This window comes from Hydrogenophaga sp. RWCD_12, assembly GCF_046604225.1.
Classification (GTDB): domain Bacteria; phylum Pseudomonadota; class Gammaproteobacteria; order Burkholderiales; family Burkholderiaceae_C; genus Hydrogenophaga.
This window is the reverse complement of the sequence record NZ_JBKIXC010000001.1, coordinates 930,859-952,932: the sequence shown is the minus strand read 5'-3', so window position 1 is coordinate 952,932 and position 22,074 is coordinate 930,859. Positions and strand designations below refer to the sequence as shown.

At 67.8% G+C, this 22,074-nt stretch carries 17 protein-coding genes; 3 read left to right on the top strand and 14 right to left on the bottom strand.

Features of this window, described 5'->3' with window-relative positions:
* Positions 1 to 140: 140 nt before the first annotated feature.
* Positions 141 to 1,166: a hypothetical protein gene (locus ACLIJ1_RS04520; RefSeq protein WP_411364277.1), complete on the top strand. Its 1,026-nt coding sequence runs from the start codon at positions 141 to 143 to the stop codon at positions 1,164 to 1,166.
* A 24-nt stretch (positions 1,167 to 1,190) separates the two neighbouring features.
* Positions 1,191 to 2,210, top strand: coding sequence for a hypothetical protein (locus ACLIJ1_RS04515; protein ID WP_411364276.1), 1,020 nt, complete (start codon positions 1,191 to 1,193; stop codon positions 2,208 to 2,210).
* 7 nt (positions 2,211 to 2,217) lie between these two features.
* Here the strand turns inward: ACLIJ1_RS04515 and ACLIJ1_RS04510 are convergent, their stop codons facing one another.
* The 9 genes from ACLIJ1_RS04510 to ACLIJ1_RS04470 form a co-directional block, all read right to left on the bottom strand.
* Positions 2,218 to 2,892 carry an acyltransferase gene (locus ACLIJ1_RS04510; RefSeq protein WP_411364275.1) on the bottom strand — a complete coding sequence of 225 codons (675 nt, stop codon included), beginning with the start codon at positions 2,890 to 2,892 and terminating at the stop codon, positions 2,218 to 2,220.
* Positions 2,893 to 2,918: 26 nt separating this feature from the next.
* Positions 2,919 to 5,294 carry a fatty acid cis/trans isomerase gene (locus ACLIJ1_RS04505; RefSeq protein ID WP_411364274.1) on the bottom strand — a complete coding sequence of 792 codons (2,376 nt, stop codon included), beginning with the start codon at positions 5,292 to 5,294 and terminating at the stop codon, positions 2,919 to 2,921.
* Positions 5,295 to 5,365: 71 nt separating this feature from the next.
* Positions 5,366 to 6,301: a patatin-like phospholipase family protein gene (locus tag ACLIJ1_RS04500; protein WP_411364273.1), complete on the bottom strand. Its 936-nt coding sequence runs from the start codon at positions 6,299 to 6,301 to the stop codon at positions 5,366 to 5,368.
* Positions 6,298 to 8,118 carry a hypothetical protein gene (locus tag ACLIJ1_RS04495; protein ID WP_411364272.1) on the bottom strand — a complete coding sequence of 607 codons (1,821 nt, stop codon included), beginning with the start codon at positions 8,116 to 8,118 and terminating at the stop codon, positions 6,298 to 6,300. Before ACLIJ1_RS04495 ends, ACLIJ1_RS04500 begins: the two co-directional genes overlap by 4 nt.
* A gap of 26 nt (positions 8,119 to 8,144) precedes the next feature.
* A complete protein-coding gene (locus ACLIJ1_RS04490; protein WP_411364271.1) occupies positions 8,145 to 9,746 on the bottom strand; it encodes a phospholipase D-like domain-containing protein in 1,602 nt (533 codons plus the stop codon).
* Positions 9,743 to 11,542: a sensor histidine kinase gene (locus ACLIJ1_RS04485; RefSeq protein WP_411364270.1), complete on the bottom strand. Its 1,800-nt coding sequence runs from the start codon at positions 11,540 to 11,542 to the stop codon at positions 9,743 to 9,745. Before ACLIJ1_RS04485 ends, ACLIJ1_RS04490 begins: the two co-directional genes overlap by 4 nt.
* A 141-nt stretch (positions 11,543 to 11,683) precedes the next feature.
* Positions 11,684 to 13,474 (bottom strand): DUF1566 domain-containing protein, encoded by a 1,791-nt coding sequence (locus ACLIJ1_RS04480; RefSeq protein WP_411364269.1) that lies wholly within the window; start codon positions 13,472 to 13,474, stop codon positions 11,684 to 11,686.
* 23 nt (positions 13,475 to 13,497) lie between these two features.
* Positions 13,498 to 13,977: a hypothetical protein gene (locus tag ACLIJ1_RS04475; protein WP_411364268.1), complete on the bottom strand. Its 480-nt coding sequence runs from the start codon at positions 13,975 to 13,977 to the stop codon at positions 13,498 to 13,500.
* 101 nt (positions 13,978 to 14,078) lie between these two features.
* Positions 14,079 to 15,137 (bottom strand): hypothetical protein, encoded by a 1,059-nt coding sequence (locus ACLIJ1_RS04470; RefSeq protein WP_411364267.1) that lies wholly within the window; start codon positions 15,135 to 15,137, stop codon positions 14,079 to 14,081.
* A gap of 156 nt (positions 15,138 to 15,293) precedes the next feature.
* On the opposite strand from ACLIJ1_RS04470, the gene ACLIJ1_RS04465 reads away from it, so the two are divergent.
* A complete protein-coding gene (locus ACLIJ1_RS04465; protein ID WP_411364266.1) occupies positions 15,294 to 16,385 on the top strand; it encodes a helix-turn-helix transcriptional regulator in 1,092 nt (363 codons plus the stop codon).
* Between the two features lie 7 nt (positions 16,386 to 16,392).
* On the opposite strand, the gene ACLIJ1_RS04460 is transcribed toward ACLIJ1_RS04465, so the two are convergent.
* The 5 genes from ACLIJ1_RS04460 to ACLIJ1_RS04440 all read right to left on the bottom strand — a co-directional run bounded on the left by ACLIJ1_RS04460 (position 16,393) and on the right by ACLIJ1_RS04440 (position 21,984).
* Positions 16,393 to 17,289 carry a sulfotransferase family protein gene (locus ACLIJ1_RS04460; RefSeq protein WP_411364265.1) on the bottom strand — a complete coding sequence of 299 codons (897 nt, stop codon included), beginning with the start codon at positions 17,287 to 17,289 and terminating at the stop codon, positions 16,393 to 16,395.
* Complete coding sequence (gene cysC, locus ACLIJ1_RS04455; RefSeq protein WP_411364264.1) at positions 17,286 to 17,819, bottom strand: adenylyl-sulfate kinase; 534 nt, start codon at positions 17,817 to 17,819, stop codon at positions 17,286 to 17,288. Before cysC ends, ACLIJ1_RS04460 begins: the two co-directional genes overlap by 4 nt.
* Positions 17,812 to 19,518 carry a DUF4038 domain-containing protein gene (locus ACLIJ1_RS04450; protein ID WP_411364263.1) on the bottom strand — a complete coding sequence of 569 codons (1,707 nt, stop codon included), beginning with the start codon at positions 19,516 to 19,518 and terminating at the stop codon, positions 17,812 to 17,814. Before ACLIJ1_RS04450 ends, cysC begins: the two co-directional genes overlap by 8 nt.
* Positions 19,519 to 19,643: 125 nt before the next feature.
* The gene (locus ACLIJ1_RS04445; protein ID WP_411364262.1) at positions 19,644 to 20,456 is read right to left on the bottom strand and encodes a hypothetical protein; all 813 of its coding nucleotides are present in this window, start codon (positions 20,454 to 20,456) and stop codon (positions 19,644 to 19,646) included.
* Positions 20,457 to 20,664: 208 nt separating this feature from the next.
* On the bottom strand, positions 20,665 to 21,984 hold the full coding sequence (locus ACLIJ1_RS04440; protein ID WP_411364261.1) for a PQQ-dependent sugar dehydrogenase: 1,320 nt from the start codon (positions 21,982 to 21,984) through the stop codon (positions 20,665 to 20,667).
* Positions 21,985 to 22,074: the final 90 nt, after the last annotated feature.

The following is a 22,074-nucleotide window of genomic DNA, read 5'->3' as shown; positions in this document are numbered from 1 at the left end:
TGAAGGGTGTCGCCGCGCCATTTGACGCAGTCGCCGGGGCATATGCCCCGAATCCTTCATCACCTGCCAGCCATAATTCCAAAGTTCTCAACAGAATCCGGCGCACCCAGGGCGACGCCGGCCCGATCACGGAGGCTCCCATGTTCCCCGCCCACCCGAACCGCCGCGGGTCCTCGGTCCTGCTGGCTGGTGCCAGCGCCGCCCTGCTGCTGGCCTGTACCTCGCCGCCGCCCGCTCCCGCCGCCGCCCCGCCAGTCCCGCCCAAGGCCTCCACCACCCCGCCAGCGGCAGGCAACACCGGCCCGGCCGCGCCGCGCCTGGTCGTGTCCGCCCCCATCGCGGCCGCCCTGTCGACCTTCACCAAGAACGGCGTGACCTACCACGCGGTGCTGCAGAAAGCCACGTTCACCTACGACGACAAGGCCACTGGCACGGTGCCGCTCAAGCTGCTGACAGCCGACCTGGACCCGCTGGCGCTGGACGCCACCATCCGCCAGGGCGTCTGCTCGGCGCAGGGTTCTGCCTTCAACGAGCAGACGGTCGACTACCCGTATGCGGCGGTGATGACCCGTGGCGCCAGCCTGGATGCAGTGGCCGGCCCGGACCGCAAACCCATGAAGCTGCGCGCCATGGACGATTCGGGCACACCCAACCAGTCGGTGTTCTCGGGCGTGGGCAAGCGCAGCATCGAGATGGCCTACGACCGCTGCGTCGGAGGGCGCAAGGCCGACGGCCCCGGGCACCGGCTCGACACCTATCTGCCCGACGGCGCCCGCATTGCCCTGCGCCCCGCCGGCAGCCCGCAGGCGCTGAGCCTCACGCTCGACGAGCGTTTCGTGCCGTACATCCTGCTGCAACACAAAGGCAACCGCTGGTCCGCCGCACCGTCGCGCATCGTGCTGGTGGACATCGATGCGCCGACGCGCCGCGTCCATGTGCACTACCGCGCCCTGTTCCGCGCCAGCCCCGCCATCGAGCAGGTTGACCTGCGCGCCTTGACGTCCGAGGCTCCGGCAGGCACCGCCAGCGACAGTGAAACGCCGCAGGCCGCCCGCAAGCGGACCGCTGCCCTGCTGGCCCATCTGTCCCGCTGCGAACGGCGCACCGGATACAGCGAACCTTGTGCCGACATCGCCCGCCCGGTCCCGGCCGAGGCCTTGCGCTGAGCCGACCTCCTTACCTTCCCCAACATGACCACCATCCACCTGCGGCTTGCCGCCGCCACCCTGTCCCTGCTCTGCGCTGCCGCTCCCGCCGGCGCGCAGACCACGGCGCCTGCCGCCTCCGTGCCAGTCGAGACCATCACCGTCCGTCCGCACTGGACCGTGGGCGAAGAAGTCCGTTACCGCATCACGCACCGTCGCGAAACCACCCGCAGCGGGCAGCCCGCCATCACCCTTTCGGTCGAGAGCATGCTGAACATCCGCGTGCTGGCGGCCGACGCCAAGGGCTATCGCCTCGCCTGGCGTTCCTCGGTGAACAGCGATCGTCCGCCGTCGGCCGAGACCCTGGCCACGCTGGACCAGCTCGCCCAGCGCATGCCCGAGACGCTGCGCCTGCTCAAGGAAGGCCAGGAAACGGAGATCGTCACCGACGAAGACGGCCTGCCGATCCGGCTGGGCAAAACCGATGGCCTGGAGAAGACCGCCGGTGTCGTGCGCAACGAACTGGACGCTGTCCTCAAGGCCGCCAGCAAGGACGCTGCAGTGCCCGAGGCCGTCACCGGCCTGGTGAAGGGGCTGATGTCGACCGAGGCCGTCGCCCGCCAGCAACTGGCGTTCGCGCAGGCGGTGCTGGGTGTGATGGGCGGCGAGTTCGAGGGCCAGACGCCACTCGAAGCACCGTTGACCCTGGAGAATCCGCTGGGGCAGATGCTGGGCGCCGAGGCCCCACCGCTGAAGGGGACGCAGCGCTGGCAGCTGGAATCCGCCTCCGACAAGGAGCTGGTGATCGGCTACCGCGTCGAGACCGACCCGGAGAGCGCCCGCAAGTCGCTCGCCATGACGCTGGAAAAGCTGAGCCAGAAGCTGGGCAAGGCCATGCCAAAGGACGCTGTCAAGGGCGTGTCGATCCAGGACAGTTCGCGTTACGCCATCGACCGGGCCAGCGGCTGGCCCGAGCGCGTGACCATCGAGCGCAAGGTGGCTGTCGATGCGTCCAACGGCCAGGGCGTGCGCACCGACACCCGGACCATCGAACGCATCCGCTGAGCGCAGGTCAAGGCGCGGAGGACATGCCCGAGCGCTCGGACGGATCGAAAGTCCGGACCACGGTCGCCGGGTTGCCGCTGACCACCACGCCGGCCGGGACGCTCGAACGCACCACCGAGCCGGCGCCCACCACGCTGTCGTCGCCGATGCTCACGCCCTTGAGCAACAGGCAGCCGTAGCCGACCCAGACATTGGCGCCGATGTGCACCGGCGCCGTGATGCCCGGCAGGCCCGGCGAACGACGGATGTTGGGCGCGAGGTTGTGAAAGTCGGTGTCGGTGACCAGACCGGCACCAACCAGCGACATGCGGCCGATCGAGACCGCCTGCATGCAGTTGATCTTGGTGGCGTTGAGCACCGCGCCCTCCGCCACCGTGACCCGGCCTTTGCCATAGACCCGCACGCCCATGATGAGGTTGACGTTCGGCGCCAGCTCCACCACGGCCGCGCCCCAGACCTCCAGCGTCTCGGTGATCTGCACCCCGGCGCCGACGCTCAGCCGGCAGGCCTTGTGCATCGACACCCGACCCAGGATCTTCGCGGACGGGTGGATGGAAATCTTCTCGCCATACCGGCGCAGCAGCCACCAGCGGTACCAGCGGCACCGCCCCTGGCGCCACGCGCTGGCCAGTCTGTCCACGGCGCGGGCGGCCAGACTGCCTTGGACATCAGGGGGATGCATGGAAGGGCGCTGGACCGTCGGGATGGTCAGCGATTTTCCAGCCGGCTCCAGTCCAGCACCCCGGCCTCCGCCGGCGACCAGCGCCGGTACGCGGCCATCAGCGCGTCGCTGGCGGTCCAGAAGTCGGGACTGGTGCGGCGGATGCCGAAGCGGTCGGCCAGCGCGCGGTAGTCGTCTTCCGACGTCAGGCCCGCGATGGCCTTCACGAGCGCAGGCAGCTGCGCCGGACTCGCATGCAGGAATGCGTTCGGATAGGCGCCGACAAAACCCGGCGCCACCGTCAGCGTGTGCTCCTCGGGCACCAGCATCGCGCTCTCACGGAACAGCGTGCTCACGTTCAGGTGCGCGGTGTTGCGCAGCAGGCTCACGTAGCGTGCACCTTGGCCGCCGTCGGGCTGCGGGCCCGCGTCGATGCGCAGCACGGACAACTCCGGCATCCACTGCAGCGCGGCTCCTTCGAGGGCCGCGAGTTGCTTGAGTGCCTGCCGGGCTTGCGGGTCGGGCTCGTTGCGGGCGTCGATCTCGTGGCGCGTGGCCAGCACCGGCGCCAGTTGCTGGCGCAGCTGGCTGAAGAGGTGCAGTTGCGGGTCCACACCCTTGGGGTAGCGGATGCCGGTCTCGGCCTCGAACCGGTAGGCGCCGCCCATGACACGCCCCTTCACCTCGTCGCTGGTGCCGCGGTACCAGGCGTCGCGCACGGGAATGCGCGCGTCCTTGGGCAGCATCATCAGGAAGTGGGCCTCGCCTTCCATGCGCAAGAAGTCCATCGCCAGCCGGGTCTGCACCTGGTGCGGGGTGTTGCCGTAGACATCGAAACCGGCGACCAGCAGGTAGTAGATGCGTTCAAGCAGCGGGTAGCCGATGACCCAGCCGGTCTTGGGCGGATCTCCGATCAGGCCCTGCTCCACCGTGGCACTGTCGAAGTGGCGGAAGATGGTCAGCGCGGCGTTGGGGTTGCGGCCATCGCCGCGCCAGACAAAGTCCAGATTGATCGGCTTGCGGCCAGCGCCGAACACCATGTCCATGTGCCGGGTCTTGGCTTCGAGCAACTGGTCTTCCGCCTTGGCGATGGCGCGCCATTGCAGCAGGCCAGCATTGCTGCCCTCGGCCGCCGGCATGCGCAGCATCTCGGCTTCTCGCTCCACCAGTTGCGCCGCGTCGTCGTTGCCCCCGATCTCGGGATCGACGAAGAACACCCAGAAGCGGTCGTTGATGACGTCCAGCGCCGTCTGGCCGCGGCACACCGGGCCCTTGATGAAGTTGTTGACGAAGTAGCCCGCGTCGTCGAGCAGGAAGCGGTAGCGCGACTGCAGCGGAATGGCGGCGAAAGCGCGGAACGGGTTGGACGCGGTGTCGCCGTCATAGCCCGGCAGGCTGGCCACCTCGTAGGGCGACTGCAGGAACCAGCCGCGCCAGCGCGCCATGCGCTGCGGGCTCAGCACATACGGCATGTGCGTCTTCGCCAGCACAGTCTCGCGGTCCCACACGAAGCGGTAGTACGGCCGGTCCACACCCGGTTCGTCGAACGGCCGTCGGCTGGCGATGATCTGCACCGGCTGGCCCGGCGGCGTGGTGCTGCGCACCAGCCTGAACTGGTGGCGCTGATCGTCGCCGTCGAACACCAGATGGCCGAGGAACAGGTGCTCGTACAGGTAGCGCCCGACCAGCTGCTCCTTGCGCGATCCGCCATTGAGCAGGCGTTCCCAGTCGTTGACCTGGCGCTCGATGGCCGGCGGCAGCGGCGGCGCCGGACCGTCGGGCGCGCCGGCCTGCAGCCAGCGGCGCACCAGTTCGATCTCCGGCCCGCTCAGTCCATGCATGCCGTAAGGCATGCCGGCGAGCGGCTGCCGCTGTGCGTGCTCGTCGAACTCGTCCAGCCGAGGGCAGCTGTTGCTGCGGTCCAGCGCGAAGTCGAAATCCTTCGCGGGCAGCACAGAACCTGCGGGCAGCGGGTGGTCCTGCTTGAGCTGCAGGCTGCGCCAGAGCACGCTGGCGGCCAGCTGGTGCTCAGGAGACAGGCTGCGCTCATTGAGCACCGGATCGAAACCCTTCTCCCGCCACTGCGACGCACGCTGTGCGTCGACCCCCAGCCGCGTCAGCGGCGCCTCCAGCAGTCGCAACTCGCCGTAGACGCTGGCCTTGCTCGTGCCGCGCGCCACGCCGTCCCAGCTGGTGAGCTTGAGCTGGCAGGGCGCGTCGTAGCAGCCGTGGCAGACCACACAGCGGCTGTCGAAGATGGGCTTGATGTGCTGCTGGTAAGTCGGTACACCAGCCGCCGCCACGGCAGGCTGGTCATGCCGCGTCGGGTCGGCGGGGCCGAAGCGCTGCGCCAGAGGATCGGGAACGATGGAGGCGCAACCGGTCAGGAAGACCAGGAGGAAAGCAAGGATGGGCAGGCGCATGGGCAATTTCCTGGGGCTCATCGGGACATGTTGGCCAATCTGGAGACTTTACACAGGGCGGGAAACACGGCTCACGGCGTCTTGCGCGCCGCCAGCCGTTCCTTCAAGCTTGGAATCACCGCCTGCATCGACCGGTAACCGGCCAGGATCGCGTCGTCGCGCTGGTCGAAACTGGTCGGGCTGACGGGCTCGAAGTCCGGCCGGATCAGGAAGTCCGCCTCGTGGATCTCGGTCTCGCTCAGCGTGCAGCCCTGCAGGCGGAACGTCCGCAGGATGGTGTCGATGGCGTGGCCCTTGAGCGCCGGGTTCTTGCCGCAATAGATGTCGATGCCGATCACCACATCGGCACCCATCGCGCGTGCGTAGCGCACCGGCACCACGCTCAGGATGGCGCCATCGACGAAGGTCGCATCGCCCGAGCGCACCGGTGTGACGGTGCCGGGCACGCTGGCCGAGGCCTGCACCGCTTCGCCCGGATCGCCATCGACCACCAGCAGCGAACTGCCTCCGCCCAAGTCGGTGACGGCAATGCCCAGGGCCACCGGCAGCTCGGCGATCGAACGCCCACCAGTGGTGCCCCGGACCCAGGCCGCCAGCGCCCGGCCATTGACCAGGCCTTCCACGCTGAACACCGGGTCCAGCAGTTCGAAGCGCGTGACGGCCTTGACCCGCTGTTCGATTTCCGCGTACGGCATGCCGCTGGCGTACAGCGTGGCGGCGATCGAGCCAACCGACGTGCCGGTCACGACATCGGCCCGGATGCCTGCCTCTTCCAGCGCGCGCAGCACGCCCAGGTGCATGAATCCGCGCACCCCGCCACCGCCAAAGGCAATACCCAGACGCGGCGCACCGTTGGCCGCTGGCGAGACCCTCGGCTGCACCTGCCCCAGCGGCATGGTTTTGAGACCTTCGTAGCGGTTGATCGTCATGCAGGCCGCGAGCGGCCCGAGCAGCGCAGCGGACACCAGCAGACGGCAGAACGATCCGGACCAGTCGCGGACACTCATTGCATGCCCACGCTGGCTTCGATCAGGAAGAAGTGTTCGTCGCGCCGCTGGGTTTCATGGCGGCGTTGCTTCTTCTCGTCGTCGATCAGGTCGTAGTCGATCTTGGCAGCCCGCACCGCGCGGCAGGTCATGTAGGCCTTGGCTTCGGGCGCGGTCAGGTCGTCGAGGTGGTCGTTGAGCAACGCGACCAGTGCCGCCTTGCGGCGGAACAGCGCCGTGCTGGCCTTGAAATCGGCGGGCTGCTCGGCCATCAGGCCCCGAGCGCAGGCCGGGAAATCGAGGGAACCGCACCAGTCCGGCAGCTTGAGCGTGTGCAGCAGGCTCGCTTTGCGGTCGAGGTCCTTGTCGACCTGCAGCAGCACCTGCAGCATCTCGTCGAGGTAGGAAAGACCGTGCTGGTACAGCGGCGCCTCGCAGCGTTCACAGATCGGTTGCAGCGACGACACCAGCCATTCGAGCAGGCTGCCGCGCGAATCGCGCTGCAGCTTGACCAGCGCCAGGTCTTCGGCGCTGATGCGCGCCGGCGGCACGCCCGAGCGTTCGCAGGTCTGGGCGTTCCAGGCATCGAGCAGGTCGGCGTCGCTGCGCGTGGGCTTGACGCCCTTGGGCATCAGTTCGCCGCGCACCTGGATCCGCCTGGCGGCTTCGTCGTAGGCAAAACTGATGCGCCGGTAGGCGAGCGGCCAGTCGGACAGCGAACTGACATTGAGTTCCAGCAGCGGCTGGCTGGCCAGCGCGCGGTGCACGGTCCAGAAACCGGTGTGGGTGTGGGCCGACAGGTAGACCAGCGGCTGGTCCAGCCGCGCCATCAGGGCAGCCACGCGCACGCGCGTTGACAGGCTCAGCGAGCGCCAGTTGTGGTGCCCCGCGAAGACCACGATGTCGCCCCGCGCCCTGGCCTCGTCCACCCACGCTGTGACCGCGTCGATCTGGTCCTGGTGGATGTGGCCCATGTCGCCGGGGCTGCGGCCCATCAGCGTGTCCCAGGTGTCGACCAGGAAGCCGGCCTGGTTGGTGTCGAAACCGACAACGATGGTGTCGCGCGTGGCCCCGGGCGCACGCGGCATCTTCAGGCGCTGCGCGATGAACGAGTCGGCATAGGCGCTGCCGTCGACCAGCCGCGTCTCGACACCGGAAAGAAAGTCGTCGGGGTTGGGGCTGCGCCAGCTGACCGCGTGCCGACCGGTCGCCGGCGGCGGCTGCAGGCCGGGTTTGGCGGGCTGGCGCTGCGTGTGTTCGGCGATGTAGAGCGCGATGAACTCGCGCTTGGTCAGGGCTTCGGTGTCCGTCTGGTGACCGTTGTCGGCGCTGGAAGCGCCGCGCCGGCAGGCCCGGTTCCAGCGGTGTTCGCGGGGGATCGGCGGCTCGCCCGGCCGGGTGCCCAGGGTGCCGTAGGCGTAGATGCCGAACATCAGGCCGTCGTGGTTGCCGGGCAGGATGGCGCCAGACTGTGGCGACTCGCGAAAGATCCGGGCCATGCGCGCCGCTTCGATGCGGCACGACAGGTCCATGACATCGCCCAGGTGCAGGAAGGGTTCGTCGGGTTCGCTGTGCAGGGCGAACTCCATCAGCCTGCGGCCAAACAGCGCCTGCTCCGGAGGACGCTGGGCGACTTCGACATAGGCATCCACCGCGCTGTCGTTGTCGTGCAGCGGGAAGCCGGTCGACAGGTGCTCCTGGGTGTCGCCGAGGGCGACGATGGGTGTGGTCAGCGGCTGGTAGCGGCCACCGTCGACGGCGTCGGGCGCCGTCATGGGTTGTGTGCCGGCGCAGCCGGCCAGCACCGCGATCAGCAGTGGCGCGGCCAGAAGCCGCATGCGCTGGCAAAAAACCGCAGGCCGCATCAGTACAGCTCGACCGGGAAGGCCTTGAAGAAGAGGTTCTGGATGCGCTGCCCGAAATGGCGGACCGGCTGCGTGCTCAGTTCACCGGCGTTGCTGCGCCAGACGAGCTTGCCATCGGTGCCCCGGACCACCTGCCAGCTGTTGGCGCCCTCCATGTCGCGCGACATGCGCTCGGCCAGCTTCTCGGCCAGCGGCGGGCTGTCGACGATCACCCCCATCTCGGAGTTGAGGACCTCCGAGCGCGGGTCGAGGTTCATCGAACCGATGAAGGCCCGCTGGCGGTCGATCACCATGGACTTGGTGTGCAGGCCAATGAACCGCGCCTGCAGGGGTGCGACCTCGGCCAGTTCGTGGCGCATGTCGGCGTCGGGGCGCAGCTCGTGCAGGTCGACGCCGGCTTCCAGCAACGGCTCACGCCACACCTCGTAGTGGGCGTTGACGGCCGGGACGTCGTGCGAGGCCAGCGAGTTCGTCAGGATCCGCACCTTCACTCCACGGCCGATCAGCTCCTGCAGGTCGGCCATGAAGTGCTGGTCCGGAATGAAGTAGGCGTTGGTGATCAGCAGCTCGCTCTTGGCCGAGCGGATCAGCGCCCGGATCGCGTCCGGCATGTGGTTGCGCGTCTTGGCATCGCGCACGGGGGAATCCGTGTGCACCTGGCTGCTGCCCGGCACCAGCAGGGTGGACAGCTCCTCGATCTGCGGACTCCAGTCGGTGCGGCTGGCGCCGAGCGCGACCAGGCTGGGGTGCTTCATCAATTCCTCGATTGCGCTGCGGCTGAGTTCGGTATCCACCGGCATGCCGGGCACCTCGGCCGGCTTGGGAATCGGGCGCACCCAGTCGCTGTTCCAGTAGCGGTCGAACACCTGGCTGGCCTGGCGCGCGACCGGCCCCACGCCGATCACGTCGAGGTCGTGGAAATTGAACTCGGGGCTGAGGCCGAAATACTCCTGTGCCAGGTTGCGGCCACCGATGATCGCCACCCGGTTGTCCACCACCATCTGCTTGTTGTGCATGCGGCGGTTCAGGCGCGGGAAATCGCTGAGCATGTCGAGCCCGCGGCCGATCAGCGAGCGGTCGTTCCAGGGGTTGAAGACCCGGATGTGGATGTTCGGGTGGTGATCGATGCGCGCCATCAGCGCGTCGCGCAGTTCCATGTGCGACATGTCGTGCAGCATCGTGCTCAGGTCGTCGAACAGGATGCGCACCTTCACGCCCCGGTCGGCCGCCTTGATCACCCGATCCATCACCAGCCGCCCCAGCGTGTCGCCGAACCACACGTAGTACTGAAGGTCGATGCTCTGCGTCGCCGAATCGATGAGCGCCAGGCGCCAGAGCACGGCGCGGTCGCTGCGCTCCAGCAGGTTGAAGCCGGAACGGTCAGGGCCGTATTTTTCGGCGATCGTTGCCTCCAGCGGCGCGAAACGGCTGGTGGCGCTGGGCGGCTGCGCATGTTCAGGCTCTGGCCTGGGGCCTGCGGGGTGGCCGATGGTCTGCGAGGCACAGCCAACCAGCAACTGGCCGATCAGCAGCATCAGGCCGAGTCTGGCGGCCCACCGCCGCCAGGCGTTCGTCATGTTGGCGTGAGTGATGGATGTCATGTGTCTGTTTCTCTTCCCTGGTCATTCGAAAGCAACGGCAAGGCGATGCAGAAGGTCGCCCCCTGCCCGGGTACACCACGGGCAGCAATCGCGCCGCCATGGCGTTGCACGATGCGCTGCACCGTGGCCAGCCCGACGCCGATCCCCGGAAACTCGTCCTGGCGATGCAGGCGCTGGAACGGCTTGTACAGTCGCTCGGCTTGGTCCATGTCGAACCCCGCGCCGTTGTCGGAAACGCAGACGCCCCGCAGGCCATTGACCTCGCCCGCGTGCACGCGGATCTTGGGCGCCGCGGTGGCACCGGTGTACTTCCAGGCGTTGTCGATCAGGTTGATCAGGGCGCTGGCAAGCATGCGTTCGTCGCCCTGCACCACCAGGCCGCCCTCGACCTCGACCGCCACCTTGCGCTGCGGCTCGGCTTCCGCCAGCTCGGCCAGGCGCCGCCGCGCCATCGCCGACAGGTCGACGCGGTCCTGTCGCAGCTCGCCGCGCGTGCTGCGCGACAAGGCCAGCAATCCGTCGATCAGCTCGCTCATCTTGTGGACAGCCAGGCCGATCTGGTCGAGATAGACCCTGGCCTGACCCTGCAGGGAAGCGCCGTGGTCTTCCTGCAGCGCCTTCGAGTAGCCGCTCATCGCGCGCAGCGGCGCCCGCAGGTCGTGCGAGACCGCATACGAAAACGTCTCCAGCTCCTGGTTCGCCGCAGTCAGCTCGGCCGTGCGTTCGCCGACCCGGGCTTCGAGGGTCGCATTGATGTCGCGCAGGGCGGCTTCGGCCCCTTTGAGCGCGTCGATGTCGGTGTGCGTGCCCAGCATGCGCAGCGGTTTGCCGTCGGCCGACCACTCCTGGATCTCACCCACCGAGAGAATCCACTTCCAGGCGCCATCGCGGGTGCGCAGGCGGAACTCCACACGGTAGTCGGGCAGACGCCCTTCCAGGTAGGCGTCCAGCTTCTCGAAAACCGCCGCGCGGTCGTCCGGGTGCACGCGTTCGCGCCAGCCGGCATGGGTTTCCTGGAATGTCTGCGGGTCGTGGCCGAGCATGGTGGCGTACTCCGGGCTCACCGTGACCGTACCGGTTTCCAGGCACAGGTCGTACATGCCCTGGCGCGCGGCCACCAGGGCCAGCCGCAACCGCTCCTCGCTGTCGTGCAGGGCCTTCTCGGTCTGCCGGCGCCCGGTGATGTCGAGCGAGATGCCGAAGGTTCCAAAGGTTTCACCGTGCGCGTCGCGCAGCGGTCCCTTGGTCGAGAAGAACACGCGCTCACCTTCGGCGGTGTTCAGCCGCTCTTCGCCCGCGACGATCTCCCCCGATGAAAACACCTGCTGGTCAACGGCCATGATCCGCGCCGCCTGTTCGGCCGGGAACGCCACACGGTCGTCGTGCCCGAGCAGGTCCGCGACAGACCGGCCCATGTAGCGGGCCGCGGCGTTGTTGACCAGCAGGTACCGCCCCTGGCCATCCTTGGCAAAGATCGCGTCGCTGGAACTCTCGGCAATCGAGGTCAGCAGCTGCGTGGCCCGATGCTTTTCCTCGGCTTCAGCCCGCTCCCGCCGGTGGGACGCGTTCAGCTGACCGACCAGCCGGGTCACGAGCACATACAGCAGCAAGGTCGTGACCGCCACAAAAGCCCAGCCCTTGACCATGCTGGCTTCCACCAGCATCTCGGGGTCGCTGAACAGCAGGCCCATCGCCCGGTCGGACAGCAGGATCCAGACACCCGCAAATGCGGCGTACACCAGCGCCACGCGAAGCGCGCCTTGCGACGGTCTGGGTGGTGTGTGGTCGGTATTCACGGGGGGCGGGAGGGCCAGGGCAACTGCCCTTGGGAGGATAGGGCCCGACCCGGCTCCCCGACGCCAACGGGCTCAAGGACACCACAAGAAGTGCGGTCATCGTTGGAACGCCGCCACAACCATGCACCAACAGGATGCAGGCTAGGGCTGTATCCGGATCAGCCGCACCGGGTAGAAGCCACTGCGGTTGGCGGGTGCGACTCTGCCGACGTCCGTCAGCAGCGCATAGGCCCTGACCAACGGATCCGTGACGTCGGCTGTGGTGGTCCAGGTGACTGCCATGGGCGGCGTGGGAAACAGCGCATTCAGGTAGGGGGCTGCGTGGTTGATCTCCAGCAGGCTGCGGGCCTCCCTGGCGTTGGGCAGCCGCCAGCTCGACGTCCCCCCTGACACCGTGTCTCCGTAGACCAGTGCTCCTCGGTGGTTGTAGACGTTCAGTGTGCCGGTGCAGGCCGATCCGTTCCAGGTCTGGCCCTCCAGGCAGCGGCGCCATTGCAACCCGGTCACGGCGTCGTTGACCACGTTGTTGCTGGCGTCACTGCCGTAAGCCACGGTACCCAGGGAAAGGCGCGGCGCGCTGGCATTGAGCCGTCCGCGCACCAGCCGCACCGACAGGTTCTGGCTGCGCAAATACTGACTCGGGTCGACCTGCGGCAACGTGTAGAGCACCCAGGCGGTGTTGGACGACTGGCTGTCGGAACTCCAGTAGTTGGCCAGGATGGCGTTGGGGAACCAGGTCGGGTCCAGGGCTGGCGTGGCCGTGACGCTGTAGTTCAAGAGCGTGTGCAGTTCGAGCATCGTCGGCAGGCGCCAGTCGGTGTAGCCGCAGAGCGCAGCGGCGTTGACGGCGGCCACGTAGCCGCTGGCATCCGTGGCAGCGCCACCACCCTGGTTGGTGTAGGTGTTGTCCTTGTCGCGCAGTCCGCCGTCGTCGGTCTTGCCTTCCCAGACCAGCCCGGTGACGGCATCGGCGACGCAGCTGGTGGCCGGATACGCCGCGAGGAATTGGCCCAGCATGTAGGTGACGCTGCGGTACTGCATGGCATTGAAACCCGTGCGCTGTGCGTCCTGATTGACCGAGATGGAGATGCCCCCACCAAAGTCGCAGCTGGAGAAATAGTCGGTGGAGGTCAAGAGGTCCACGCCATAACAATGGTTGCTGCCCAGGCCCGTATGCGGCAGCTTCAGGGTGCTCCAGTTGTTGTCGAGCACGTAGTAGCCGATGCCTTCGTAGGTATAGGTGCCGCTCAGGTTGGCCTGGATGTTGTTCTTCTCGGTCTCGCTGGCGGTGTAGAAGTGAAAGCCCCGCGAAGGCATGTAGAAGCGGTAGAGCGGGGTCAGGCCCTGGCCGCTGACCAGGCTGGCGTGGTAGGCCGTGCCTTCCAGCACGAACTGCGGCATCGTGGCCAGGATGTTGTTCTTTTCCACTTCGCTGATGGTGTAGAAGTGCACGCCGGTCTGGTTGTTGAAGAAGCGATAGACCGGCGACAGGCCCGGTGAGTACGATGCCGCGGCCTGGAACGCGACGCCATCGAGACGGAACTGCGGCATCGTGGCCAGGATGGTGTCCAGTTCGGTCTGGCTGGCGGTGTAGAAGTGGGCCGTGGTCCGGGTGTTGTAGAGGCGGTAGACGCCCAGCCGGTTCGAGACCTTGCGCACCACCTTCCCCGACGCATAGTCTTCCCAAGCAGCCAACTGTCCCGGACGCAGGCTCTCCAGCGGCGCCGACGCAGCCGGGGTGGCCTTGGCCTGTGCCTCGGCGTCCTGCAGCGAGCGCGCATTGAGCGAGGCCGACGGCCCGGGCTGCGGGCTCTCCGCCGTTGCCCGATCGCTGACTGTTGTCGAGGAGGAGCCGTTGCCGCCGCAGGCGGCCAGCAGGACCGACAGCAGGAAGATCAGGCCGAAGCGAAAACCAGTGCGGTTCTTGTTCATGGGTGCAGTGCAGCAGTACGGGTTCAGGGCAGGCGCGGCAGTTTGACCAGCTTGGCGTTCATGGCATCGACCGGCTCGGGCGTCGGGCCGACGATGCGCACCTTGACCACCACCCCCTTGCGTTCGTAGACGATGGATGGGAAGGGCGGCACCCCTTCTTTGGGCTGGTGGAACTGGAGGCCGTCGGGGTCACCCGCCAGGGGCTTGAACTGGCCGGGCTCGGTCAACTTCAGCAACTGCTGGGTGGTCATGCCGAATTGCGCCGGTTTGGTCTGGATCACCCACACCGTGTAGTCCTTGCCCTTGTAGGTACAGGCATTGCCCAGAGCGCCCTGGTCACCCTCCTCCTTGCCTGCCTGAAAGCTGCCGCCCAGGGTCTTGGCCAACTGCTCGGGGGTGAGCACGCAGGCCTTGGCCGCGGCGGGTGTCTGCGCCGCGACAGGGAGGGCATGCAAAGCGGAAACAAGCAGGGTGGCCAGCAAGGAACAGGAGAGTCGGCGCATGACGGATGAAGGAGTTGAAAAAAGTGGGGGGATTGTCTGGAGCGGTGTCGGGCTTGTGCACTCCCCCGAGGGGGAATGGTCGTGGGCTTGCAACATGGTTCTCAACCGCCCAGGGCGCGCGCCAGGCTGTCCCAGTCGCGGGTGCCCGTGGCCGCAAAAATGGCGCGCAAGTGCTTTTTCAGAGCTTCGGGGCTGACGCCGATCTGTGCCACGCAGTCGGCGCGCGCATGACCCAGGCCGGCCAGCAGTGCGATCTCGCGCTGCAAGGGGCTGAGTTGCAACGACAGCACCCGCCGCACCACCTCGATGCGCCGGGGGCGCTTGAGCGCCAGTTCCACCAGCAGGTGCTCGGGCGGGCCACCGCCCTCCCCGGGATGCGCCTGGCCCGGGCGACTCATGGGGTGCATCTGCGCCACCAGCACTCCGCCCGGCACGGGAAGGTGCAATGGGCGGTGGGGTTGCGCCAGCAGTTGCTGGACCAGGGGCGGGGGCGCCTCGGGCGGTGTGCCCTGGTGCCAGCCCATCCCCCGTTGGCCTGCGTTGCGCAGCAGGGTGATCGCAGGATCGTTCATCAACACAATTCGCTGGCCCGCCCCGTCCAGCAGCAGGTGACCGTTCAGCGCCCCCGCCCCCTGCCAGACATCGGGCGGCAGGCTGATCTCGATGGCCCGCTGGAGGTACGGCGCCACCCGCAGCAGGGTGGCCGCATCGCCGTCGGCAAACGGGCGGCTGGCGGCGCGGAACAGCAACACCACGGCCCGCGCCCGGCCATCGACATCCACCCGCAGGTCCAGCGAATGGTGGTGGCCGCTGGCCCGCACCAGCAGGTTGTAGGTGTTGGACTTGAAGTAATCGGCCCCCGGCTCCAGTAAGTGACCCACGCGCCGGTCCTGGCGCTGGGCGAGTGCAAAGACGTTGATTTCCCGCTCACCCACGAACAGCCGCTCGAACTCGTTGAGGAACAGGTCCTTCACGCTGTCGGGGGAATCCTCGTGGTGAAAACCCTCGGGCAGACCGAACTCGTCCAGCCAGAACAGCGCGGCCGCGTCCGCCCCCACCATCTGGCGCAGCAGTGCGGTCAGGTCGGGGGCGACGGGGGCCAGCCCCACGCCGATGCGGCACAGCAGGTCGAGTTCGTGCCAGAAGCGGCGTTGGGTCATGAAACAGCAGTCCGGAACAATGGACAGGTCCTGCGAACCACCTAGGCATCGCCCCGGGTTGGCTGGAACTCTGTCCGCTGATATTGTTTTGAGCACCGCAAAACAAGAAAGCCAACCGCGGTTGGTATCCGCCCCATGAATGGACCCCGAGAGCCCATGCCCCGCCGCCAGACCAACGCCTGGCTCGACCACCTGGAACTGCTGGCCGGCCTGCCCTACCCGGCGCCGGTGCTGATGCCCACCGTGCTGGCGGCGCTGCGGCGCGGGTTCAACGCCGACTTTGGCGGATTCGGGCTGGTGAGCGGCGAGCGCCTGCAGCCCGTGGCCTACTGGACCGAGCGCATGACGGTGCCGGCGCTGCGCGCCCTGGCGGCCCACCAGGATGAAATGTTCACCGAGTTCCCGCTGCGCCAGCAACTGGAGTCGGACGGCGAGGTGGTCCGCCTGATCCAGGCTTCGCCCGGCTACGAAGACCACTGGCACCACCGGGAGATCCTGGAGCCGCTGGGCATCCGCTGGGCCATGTGCGTGCCGGTGCTCGATCAGCAAGGCGCCTGCGACGGCTTCCTGTACCTGTACCGCAGTGCCGCCGGGGGGCCGTTCACCAACGATGAACAGGCCCTTCTGCGCGCTGCGCGCGACCGCTTGCGGGCCCTGCACGAGCACCCCGAGGCAGACCTGCCCCCTTGCCCGCTGCGGCCGGCAGGCACCGCCGTGCTGAACCTGGACGCTGCCGGGGCCATGCTGGCCAAGGGCCAGAAAGCCATCGAGCTGCTGTATCTGTGCCATGACGCCCGCATGGGCATGCTCGACTGGGCGGCGGACGACCTGACCGCACTGCCCGCTCCTGCGCGCGACATGCTGCAGAGCTTGCTGTCCGAACCCGCGGGGCACGACGTCGCACGCTGCACGTTGAACCTGGACGCCGGGCGCTTCGACTTCCGGGCCGAGCGCCTGCTGGTGACCGGCACCGGTCAGCCGCAAGTGGCCGTGACCATCACCCATCTGGAGCCGACCGACATCACCGTGGCACGCCAGCTGATGGACTGGCCCTTGTCCACACAGGAAAAACGCATCCTGGTGGCCAGCACCCGCCAGCCCAGTTCGCAGCAGCTGGCCAGCCACCTGGGCGTCACGACCAGCACCCTCAAGAGCTACATCAACCGCCTGCAGGCCAAGCTGGAGCAGCCGTCGCGGCAGGCCATCATCGACCAGTTGCTGGCCGAAGCGTCAGCCGCCCACCTCTGACCAGCCATCAAAGCCCGTGGTGCAGCGGGTAACCGAGCTCACGCAGAAGACCACCCGCCACGCGCTCGAAGCGCTGCACCTCGTCGGCGTCGAACTCCTCGCGCCAGGAGCCGATGCGCCCGGTGCCGGGCCGCTCCATGGTCCGCTGCTGCTGACGCAGGCGCTGCTCGCGGCTCACCACGACGCGACCGTCCAGGGCAATGCGCGCGCGGTGTTCTTCCAGCCGTTGCGGCGCGCGTTCCTGGTGGTTAAGGACCTGTTCGGACCATGGCAGGTCCAGGTAGTCGCAGAGCCGGCGCATGGCCGGTTCGGGTTGCGACACCAGCTCTTCGTAGAACACCTCGGTGTAGTGGATGCCCTGCGCACCCGCGCTGCGGGCGGCCTGCACGCGCTCGATCCAGGCATGCGCCAGCACCTCGGGTTCGCGCCCCGGTGAAAACCACTGCTGGCGCCAGGACGCCGCCACATCGCGACCGTCGCGTATGAGATGAATGAAGCGGGCTTCCGGCAGCAGCGCCGCAAAGGTTCCGACATGTCGCGAATAGTCCGGCGTCTTTTCACCCCAACGTGCCTTGCCGAACCGCTGCGCATAGAGCCGGTAGAAGGTCCGCAGGCCATCGGCGACGGTGAACGGCTCGATCGCGCGAAGTGCTTGGGCAAACGCCTCGCGGTCCACACCGAAGTCGTGCCAGTTGGGGGCGTCGGGCGGAAAGGCGGTGATCAGGTCGAAAAAGCGCGTGCGCAGTGCGTCGCCCGAGCCTTCGAGGGCCGCGATGTAGGCAAAGAAGCTGGTCTCGGGCGGGATCGCGAGATCAGGGTGGGCATCGAGCATCAGGCGCAGCAGCGTCGTGCCCGAGCGCGGCGCGCCGACGATGACCGGCATCGGGGCGTACACGGCGTTCATGGGGTGAAGTCCTCCAACAGTGCAATCAGCGTGAGCACGGCCGGCTGCAGCCCGGCGCGCATCGGTTCAATCGTCAGGCGCGGCGCCTCAGGCACTTCATAGGCGGCGCTGACACCCGTGAATTGCGCCAGCTCGCCCCGCCGGGCGCGGCCATACAGACCCTTGACGTCCGCCGCCTCGCACACCGCCAGCGGTGTGCTGACGTGGATCTCGTGGAAACGCGGTGCCCCGATGATGGCGCGCGCCGTGGCACGGTCGGCCCGCAGCGGAGAAATCAGCGCCGCGATGACGACCAGGCCCGCTTCGTTCATCAGCCGTGCGACTTCGGCGGTGCGGCGGATGTTCTCGCTGCGGTCGCGCGGATCGAAGCCCAGGTCGCGGTTCAGGCCGGTGCGCAACACGTCGCCGTCCAGCACCACGCAGCGGCGGCCCGCCTGGTTCAGGTGTTCGGCCACCGCGTGGGCGAGCGTGGTCTTGCCCGCACCACTCAAGCCGGTCAGCCACAGGGTAGGACCCGGACCTTCAGACATGACCACTCCCTTCGCCCGCAGCCGGCGCTTCGGCGGATTTCAACAACAAGAGCCAGTCACTGTCACCGGCGGCGTTTCTGTGCGGCGGTTGAACGTGCATCTGGCGACCTCGCCGAGTGAAGCGAACGGCGTGCTCATCAAAATTCGTCGGATCGATCCAGGTCGCTTTGACAGGTCTCTTGAACGGAGCCAGGTCCAGGCTGAACGGCTGGTCGGACACCGTGTAGGCCATGGCAACCGACCTGTCGCGGGCGCGGCCCATGGCGATGGGGGCCGGAGGGTCCGGCCGCCACCCCAGCTTCAGTGCGACCCGTCGAAGGCGCGGCCGCTGCTGCAGAAACGTCTCCAGACGGTCTTGCGAGACCGCCTGCGGTTCGATCTCGTGCCACGGCAGCGTCTCCAGAAATCGCGCCGCCAGGCCCAGCTGTCTGGCGCCGGGAAGATGCATGGCCTGATCCCAGGGCATGTTGCCCCAGCAGGACCCCGTGGGCGAGGCGCCGAACGGCTGTTGCACCGTGTTGACCTGCCAGATGCCGTTGGCGCCGTAGGTGTGCCCGGCCAGGCCGCTGTTGAGCGCGTGCGCCCAGAACGCCTCGCGCGCGTCGCGGGGGGTCACTGTCGGGTTGATGTCCAGCCCTTCATAGCGGGATTCCGCGCTGATCACCGGCATGGTTGGCTGCGCACACCAGCCTTGCCAGGCCCGCATGGCGTGGTGTGCCGTGGGCGCCCCGTGACCGGTCTGCTGCATCTCAACGTCGAGCAATGCGGTGTCGGTGACCGATGCACGGGCACTTTCAAAAGGGTGGGTGGTGACCGGGCGACCGAACGTGTTGATGGAACGCATGTGGGCGATCACCTGGCTCCAGTCCGATCTCAGCTGTGCCCTTGAAACCGCCTTCTGGTCATCGCTCTCCAGGTACCACGGCATGGTCTGCTCGCCCGCCGCGGCCCAGACCACGGGCAGCGCCCCCCAGCGCGCGATCAGGTAGCGCCAGTGGCGCTGCATGTTGTCCAGCCCGATCATGGGCAGGTAGTAGCCCCAGGCACCCAGGATGCAAGGCGTCAGCCCCTGCTCGACCAGATGGAAGATGCGCTGGTCGGCTTCGTCGAAGAAGCGGGGATTGATCCGGCTCAGGTCGGTCTCCCAGCTGAAACCACTGCTGCTTCGCCCCCGCTCGTCGAACAGCGGCATATCCGGGTACAGCCCCGCGACCAGCTGGATCACGTTGAAGCCGGTCTCCTTGCGGTGTTGCGCCAGCGCCTGAAAGTCCTGCGGCCAGGACAGGCGCCCGCACAGGCCCATCCACCAGGTGTCGCCCAGCCAGAAGAACGGTGTGCCGTCCGCGTGACAGAAATGGCGCCGGTCGTCCGCGACGCGGATGCCCCCGTGCCGATAGAGCGGGTTGTCGCCGAAGTAGGGTTCGATCTCGACTTCGCCGACCTGACCGTGCAAGGAGGGGTTGGATTCGTCGCTGCACAGACTTCTGAAGGCGTGCGTGCCGGTTTCCGTCGAGGCATAGCGCACACACCAGGTCTGTTCACCCGCCCAGAAGGCGGGAACCCGCAAGGTCTTCCCGCCGGGCGTGGTGAAGGCCACATCCAGCTCCACGTCCTTGAACGGTTGCGCGTAGGCGGTCTCCGACCGGAAGCGGATCTCGAGCACTTTGTGCTGGTGCGCCTTGAGCGAGGTGGTTTTCAAATCAGACGGACTCGGGTTGAGGGACGAACGCCCACCCGACTCTACCCGGGCGCGAGCAGCCGTCAGCGCGTTCTACCGATGGGGACACGCTTCCCGAAAAGGCCGTGCCCGCGTGCCCCCGGCGCTCAGGACTTGCCCGGCCCGACAGCGGGAGGAGGATTGCCCTGCCACTCGCCCACGATGCGCCAACTGTCGTCGGCGCCCCTAACCAGATCGAGCGTCTTGGGCCGCTTCAATTCGCGCAAGCCGCCCGAGGTGTAGTCCTGCAGGAAGCTCACGCGCGCGCGCCCCTCCTCGGGGGTCAGCACGAGCAGCCGCTGAATCTGCACGTCGATGGACTTGCGTCCGCCCACGTTCCGGTACCGGCTGGCGATCCAGTCTTCACGCGACATGCCATCCGGCGGAGTGAACGATTCGCTGTAGGAGCCCAGGTAAGTCGTCATGTCCCGCTTCGACCACGCTTGCCGCCACGCCTCCACCGCCGCCACGACCTGAACATCCTGTGAGGCGGTCGGAGCAGGGTTCTTGGTCGCTTCGGCAACGGCGGCCGACGCGCCAACGCTCGCGGCGATCGCACTGCGAACTTCCGCCGGCTTCGCTGGTTCTGCGGGCCGAACCGGCGTGACCACTGCCGCCCGCGGCGCTGGCGCTGCTTCTGTCGAAACGGTGGCCAACGTGGGCATGGCCACGGTGTCAGGCTTCAGCGTCCAGATGGCCAGCACCGCTGCCAGGCCCAGGAACAGTGAGCCCGCCAGCCGCCAGAACCGGCGCCCTGGACCACCATGCCCGCCGGATCGGACAGCCCCGCGGCCAGGCGAGCCCGCGGGGGCTCTGTCGGACGGCGAGGCCGAAAGGCCCAAGGAGGCATCTGCGGCCTCGTGCCGATGCTGCTGAGCGCCTTCTCTGGCCTTCAATATCTCGAGCTTGATCCGTTCCATTGGGCAAGTGACCTTTCGCGCCAGAGGGAGACGTTGGGGACTGCAAAGCCTGCAGGGGCTCCGGTTCGCGAATTTAGATCAGGACAGGGCTAATCATCAAGTACTACATCGCCCTGTAGCTTGAATGAACTCGGGCACAACCCGGGCGTGCATCGCCGAGGACGGTGATGCCTTACCCAGCCGGCCGGGTGGCGTGGAACGCCGGCGTTCAGCGGCCCGGACCGGCACCGGTCACGCGCCAGATCACGTCGCCCACGTCGTCGGCCACCAGCAGGGAATGCCCGTCCGGCCCGATCGCCACACCCACTGGTCGGCCATACGACACCGATTCGTCAGGCGCCAGGAAGCCCGACAGGATGTCGCGCGCCGGGCCGGCGGGTCGGCCGTTGGCGAACGGAACGAACACCACCCGGTAGCCGCTGAGCGTGCTGCGGTTCCACGAGCCGTGCTGACCGATCACCATGCCGTCGACATCAAACCCCGGCAGCGTGCCGGCCGGCATCCAGCACAGGCCCAGCGAGGCGGTGTGCCCGCCCAGCGCGTAGTCGGGCGTGCGCGCGGTGGCCACCTTCGCGGCGTCCTGTGGCACCCGGTCGTCCACCGTCTGGCCCCAGTAGCAGAAAGGCCAGCCGTGGAACCCGCCGTCGGCGACCGAGGTCAGATAGTCGGGCGGCGTCTCGTCGCCCAGGCCGTCGCGCTCGTTGACCACAGTCCACAGCCGTTGCGTGGTCGGCTCCCACGCCATGCCCACCGGGTTGCGCAGGCCCCCGGCGAAGACACGGCAAGCGTTCGTCTCCAGGTCCAGTTCGTAGATGCAGGCACGGCCCTCCTCGACCTCGAAGCCGCCGTCGGCGATGTTGGTGAGCGAGCCGACCCCGACATAGAGACGTCGGCCGTCCGGGCTGGGCAACAGGCTGCGCGTCCAGTGACCGTCGGGCTTGAAGGTGGTCAGCCGCCGCGCCGGTGCGCGGATGGCCGTGTCGCCCAGACGGTAGGCAAAGGCCATCACGCCGTCGGTATTGCCGACATAGAAAGTGTCACCGAGCAGCGCCATGCCGAAGGGCTGGCTCTGGTTCTCCAGCAACGTGTGGCGCTCTTCGGCCACACCATCGCGGTCGGCATCGCGCAGCAGCGTGACGCGGTTGGGACTCTCGCCAAAGGCCGCCGCACGGCGCATGGTCGCGACCATCGCGTGGTCGAACAGAGTCCGCGGTTGCCCGCCGGACTGCAAGGCCTCGGCCACGGTGACGTCGCCGTTGGGCAGCACCAGGATCCAGCGCGGGTGCTTCAGCCCGGACGCAAAGGCGTTGACCTTCAGCCCGGGGGCCGCGGTCGGCAACTGACCCGGCGCCCAGCCGCGGGCGGTTGGCATCTTCAAGGTCGGAAGGCTGCCCTGCGGACGGGCCGCCGGGATCTGCGGAGCCTCCCCCACCGCCGGCGTCCTCGGACCACCCTGCAGGCTTCGCCATTTCACGGTACCGGCTCCCACCACGGCCACCACCTTCGCCAACACATCGTAAAAAATCATGGCAAGGCTCCTCGTCTGGATTTAGAGGCCGAACAATGGTGCCGGCCTCAATGGGCGCCATTGTCGGGCCCCGGAGAGCAACATGGAGCC

Coding starts and splice junctions, on each gene's coding strand:
- ACLIJ1_RS04520 (WP_411364277.1), top strand. CDS start 141: ATGTTCCCCGCCCACCCGAACCGCCGCGGGTCCTCGGTCCTGCTGGCT.
- ACLIJ1_RS04515 (WP_411364276.1), top strand. CDS start 1,191: ATGACCACCATCCACCTGCGGCTTGCCGCCGCCACCCTGTCCCTGCTC.
- ACLIJ1_RS04510 (WP_411364275.1), bottom strand. CDS start 2,892: ATGCATCCCCCTGATGTCCAAGGCAGTCTGGCCGCCCGCGCCGTGGAC.
- ACLIJ1_RS04505 (WP_411364274.1), bottom strand. CDS start 5,294: ATGCGCCTGCCCATCCTTGCTTTCCTCCTGGTCTTCCTGACCGGTTGC.
- ACLIJ1_RS04500 (WP_411364273.1), bottom strand. CDS start 6,301: ATGAGTGTCCGCGACTGGTCCGGATCGTTCTGCCGTCTGCTGGTGTCC.
- ACLIJ1_RS04495 (WP_411364272.1), bottom strand. CDS start 8,118: ATGCGGCTTCTGGCCGCGCCACTGCTGATCGCGGTGCTGGCCGGCTGC.
- ACLIJ1_RS04490 (WP_411364271.1), bottom strand. CDS start 9,746: ATGACATCCATCACTCACGCCAACATGACGAACGCCTGGCGGCGGTGG.
- ACLIJ1_RS04480 (WP_411364269.1), bottom strand. CDS start 13,474: ATGAACAAGAACCGCACTGGTTTTCGCTTCGGCCTGATCTTCCTGCTG.
- ACLIJ1_RS04475 (WP_411364268.1), bottom strand. CDS start 13,977: ATGCGCCGACTCTCCTGTTCCTTGCTGGCCACCCTGCTTGTTTCCGCT.
- ACLIJ1_RS04470 (WP_411364267.1), bottom strand. CDS start 15,137: ATGACCCAACGCCGCTTCTGGCACGAACTCGACCTGCTGTGCCGCATC.
- ACLIJ1_RS04465 (WP_411364266.1), top strand. CDS start 15,294: ATGCCCCGCCGCCAGACCAACGCCTGGCTCGACCACCTGGAACTGCTG.
- ACLIJ1_RS04460 (WP_411364265.1), bottom strand. CDS start 17,289: ATGAACGCCGTGTACGCCCCGATGCCGGTCATCGTCGGCGCGCCGCGC.
- cysC (WP_411364264.1), bottom strand. CDS start 17,819: ATGTCTGAAGGTCCGGGTCCTACCCTGTGGCTGACCGGCTTGAGTGGT.
- ACLIJ1_RS04445 (WP_411364262.1), bottom strand. CDS start 20,456: ATGGAACGGATCAAGCTCGAGATATTGAAGGCCAGAGAAGGCGCTCAG.
- ACLIJ1_RS04440 (WP_411364261.1), bottom strand. CDS start 21,984: ATGATTTTTTACGATGTGTTGGCGAAGGTGGTGGCCGTGGTGGGAGCC.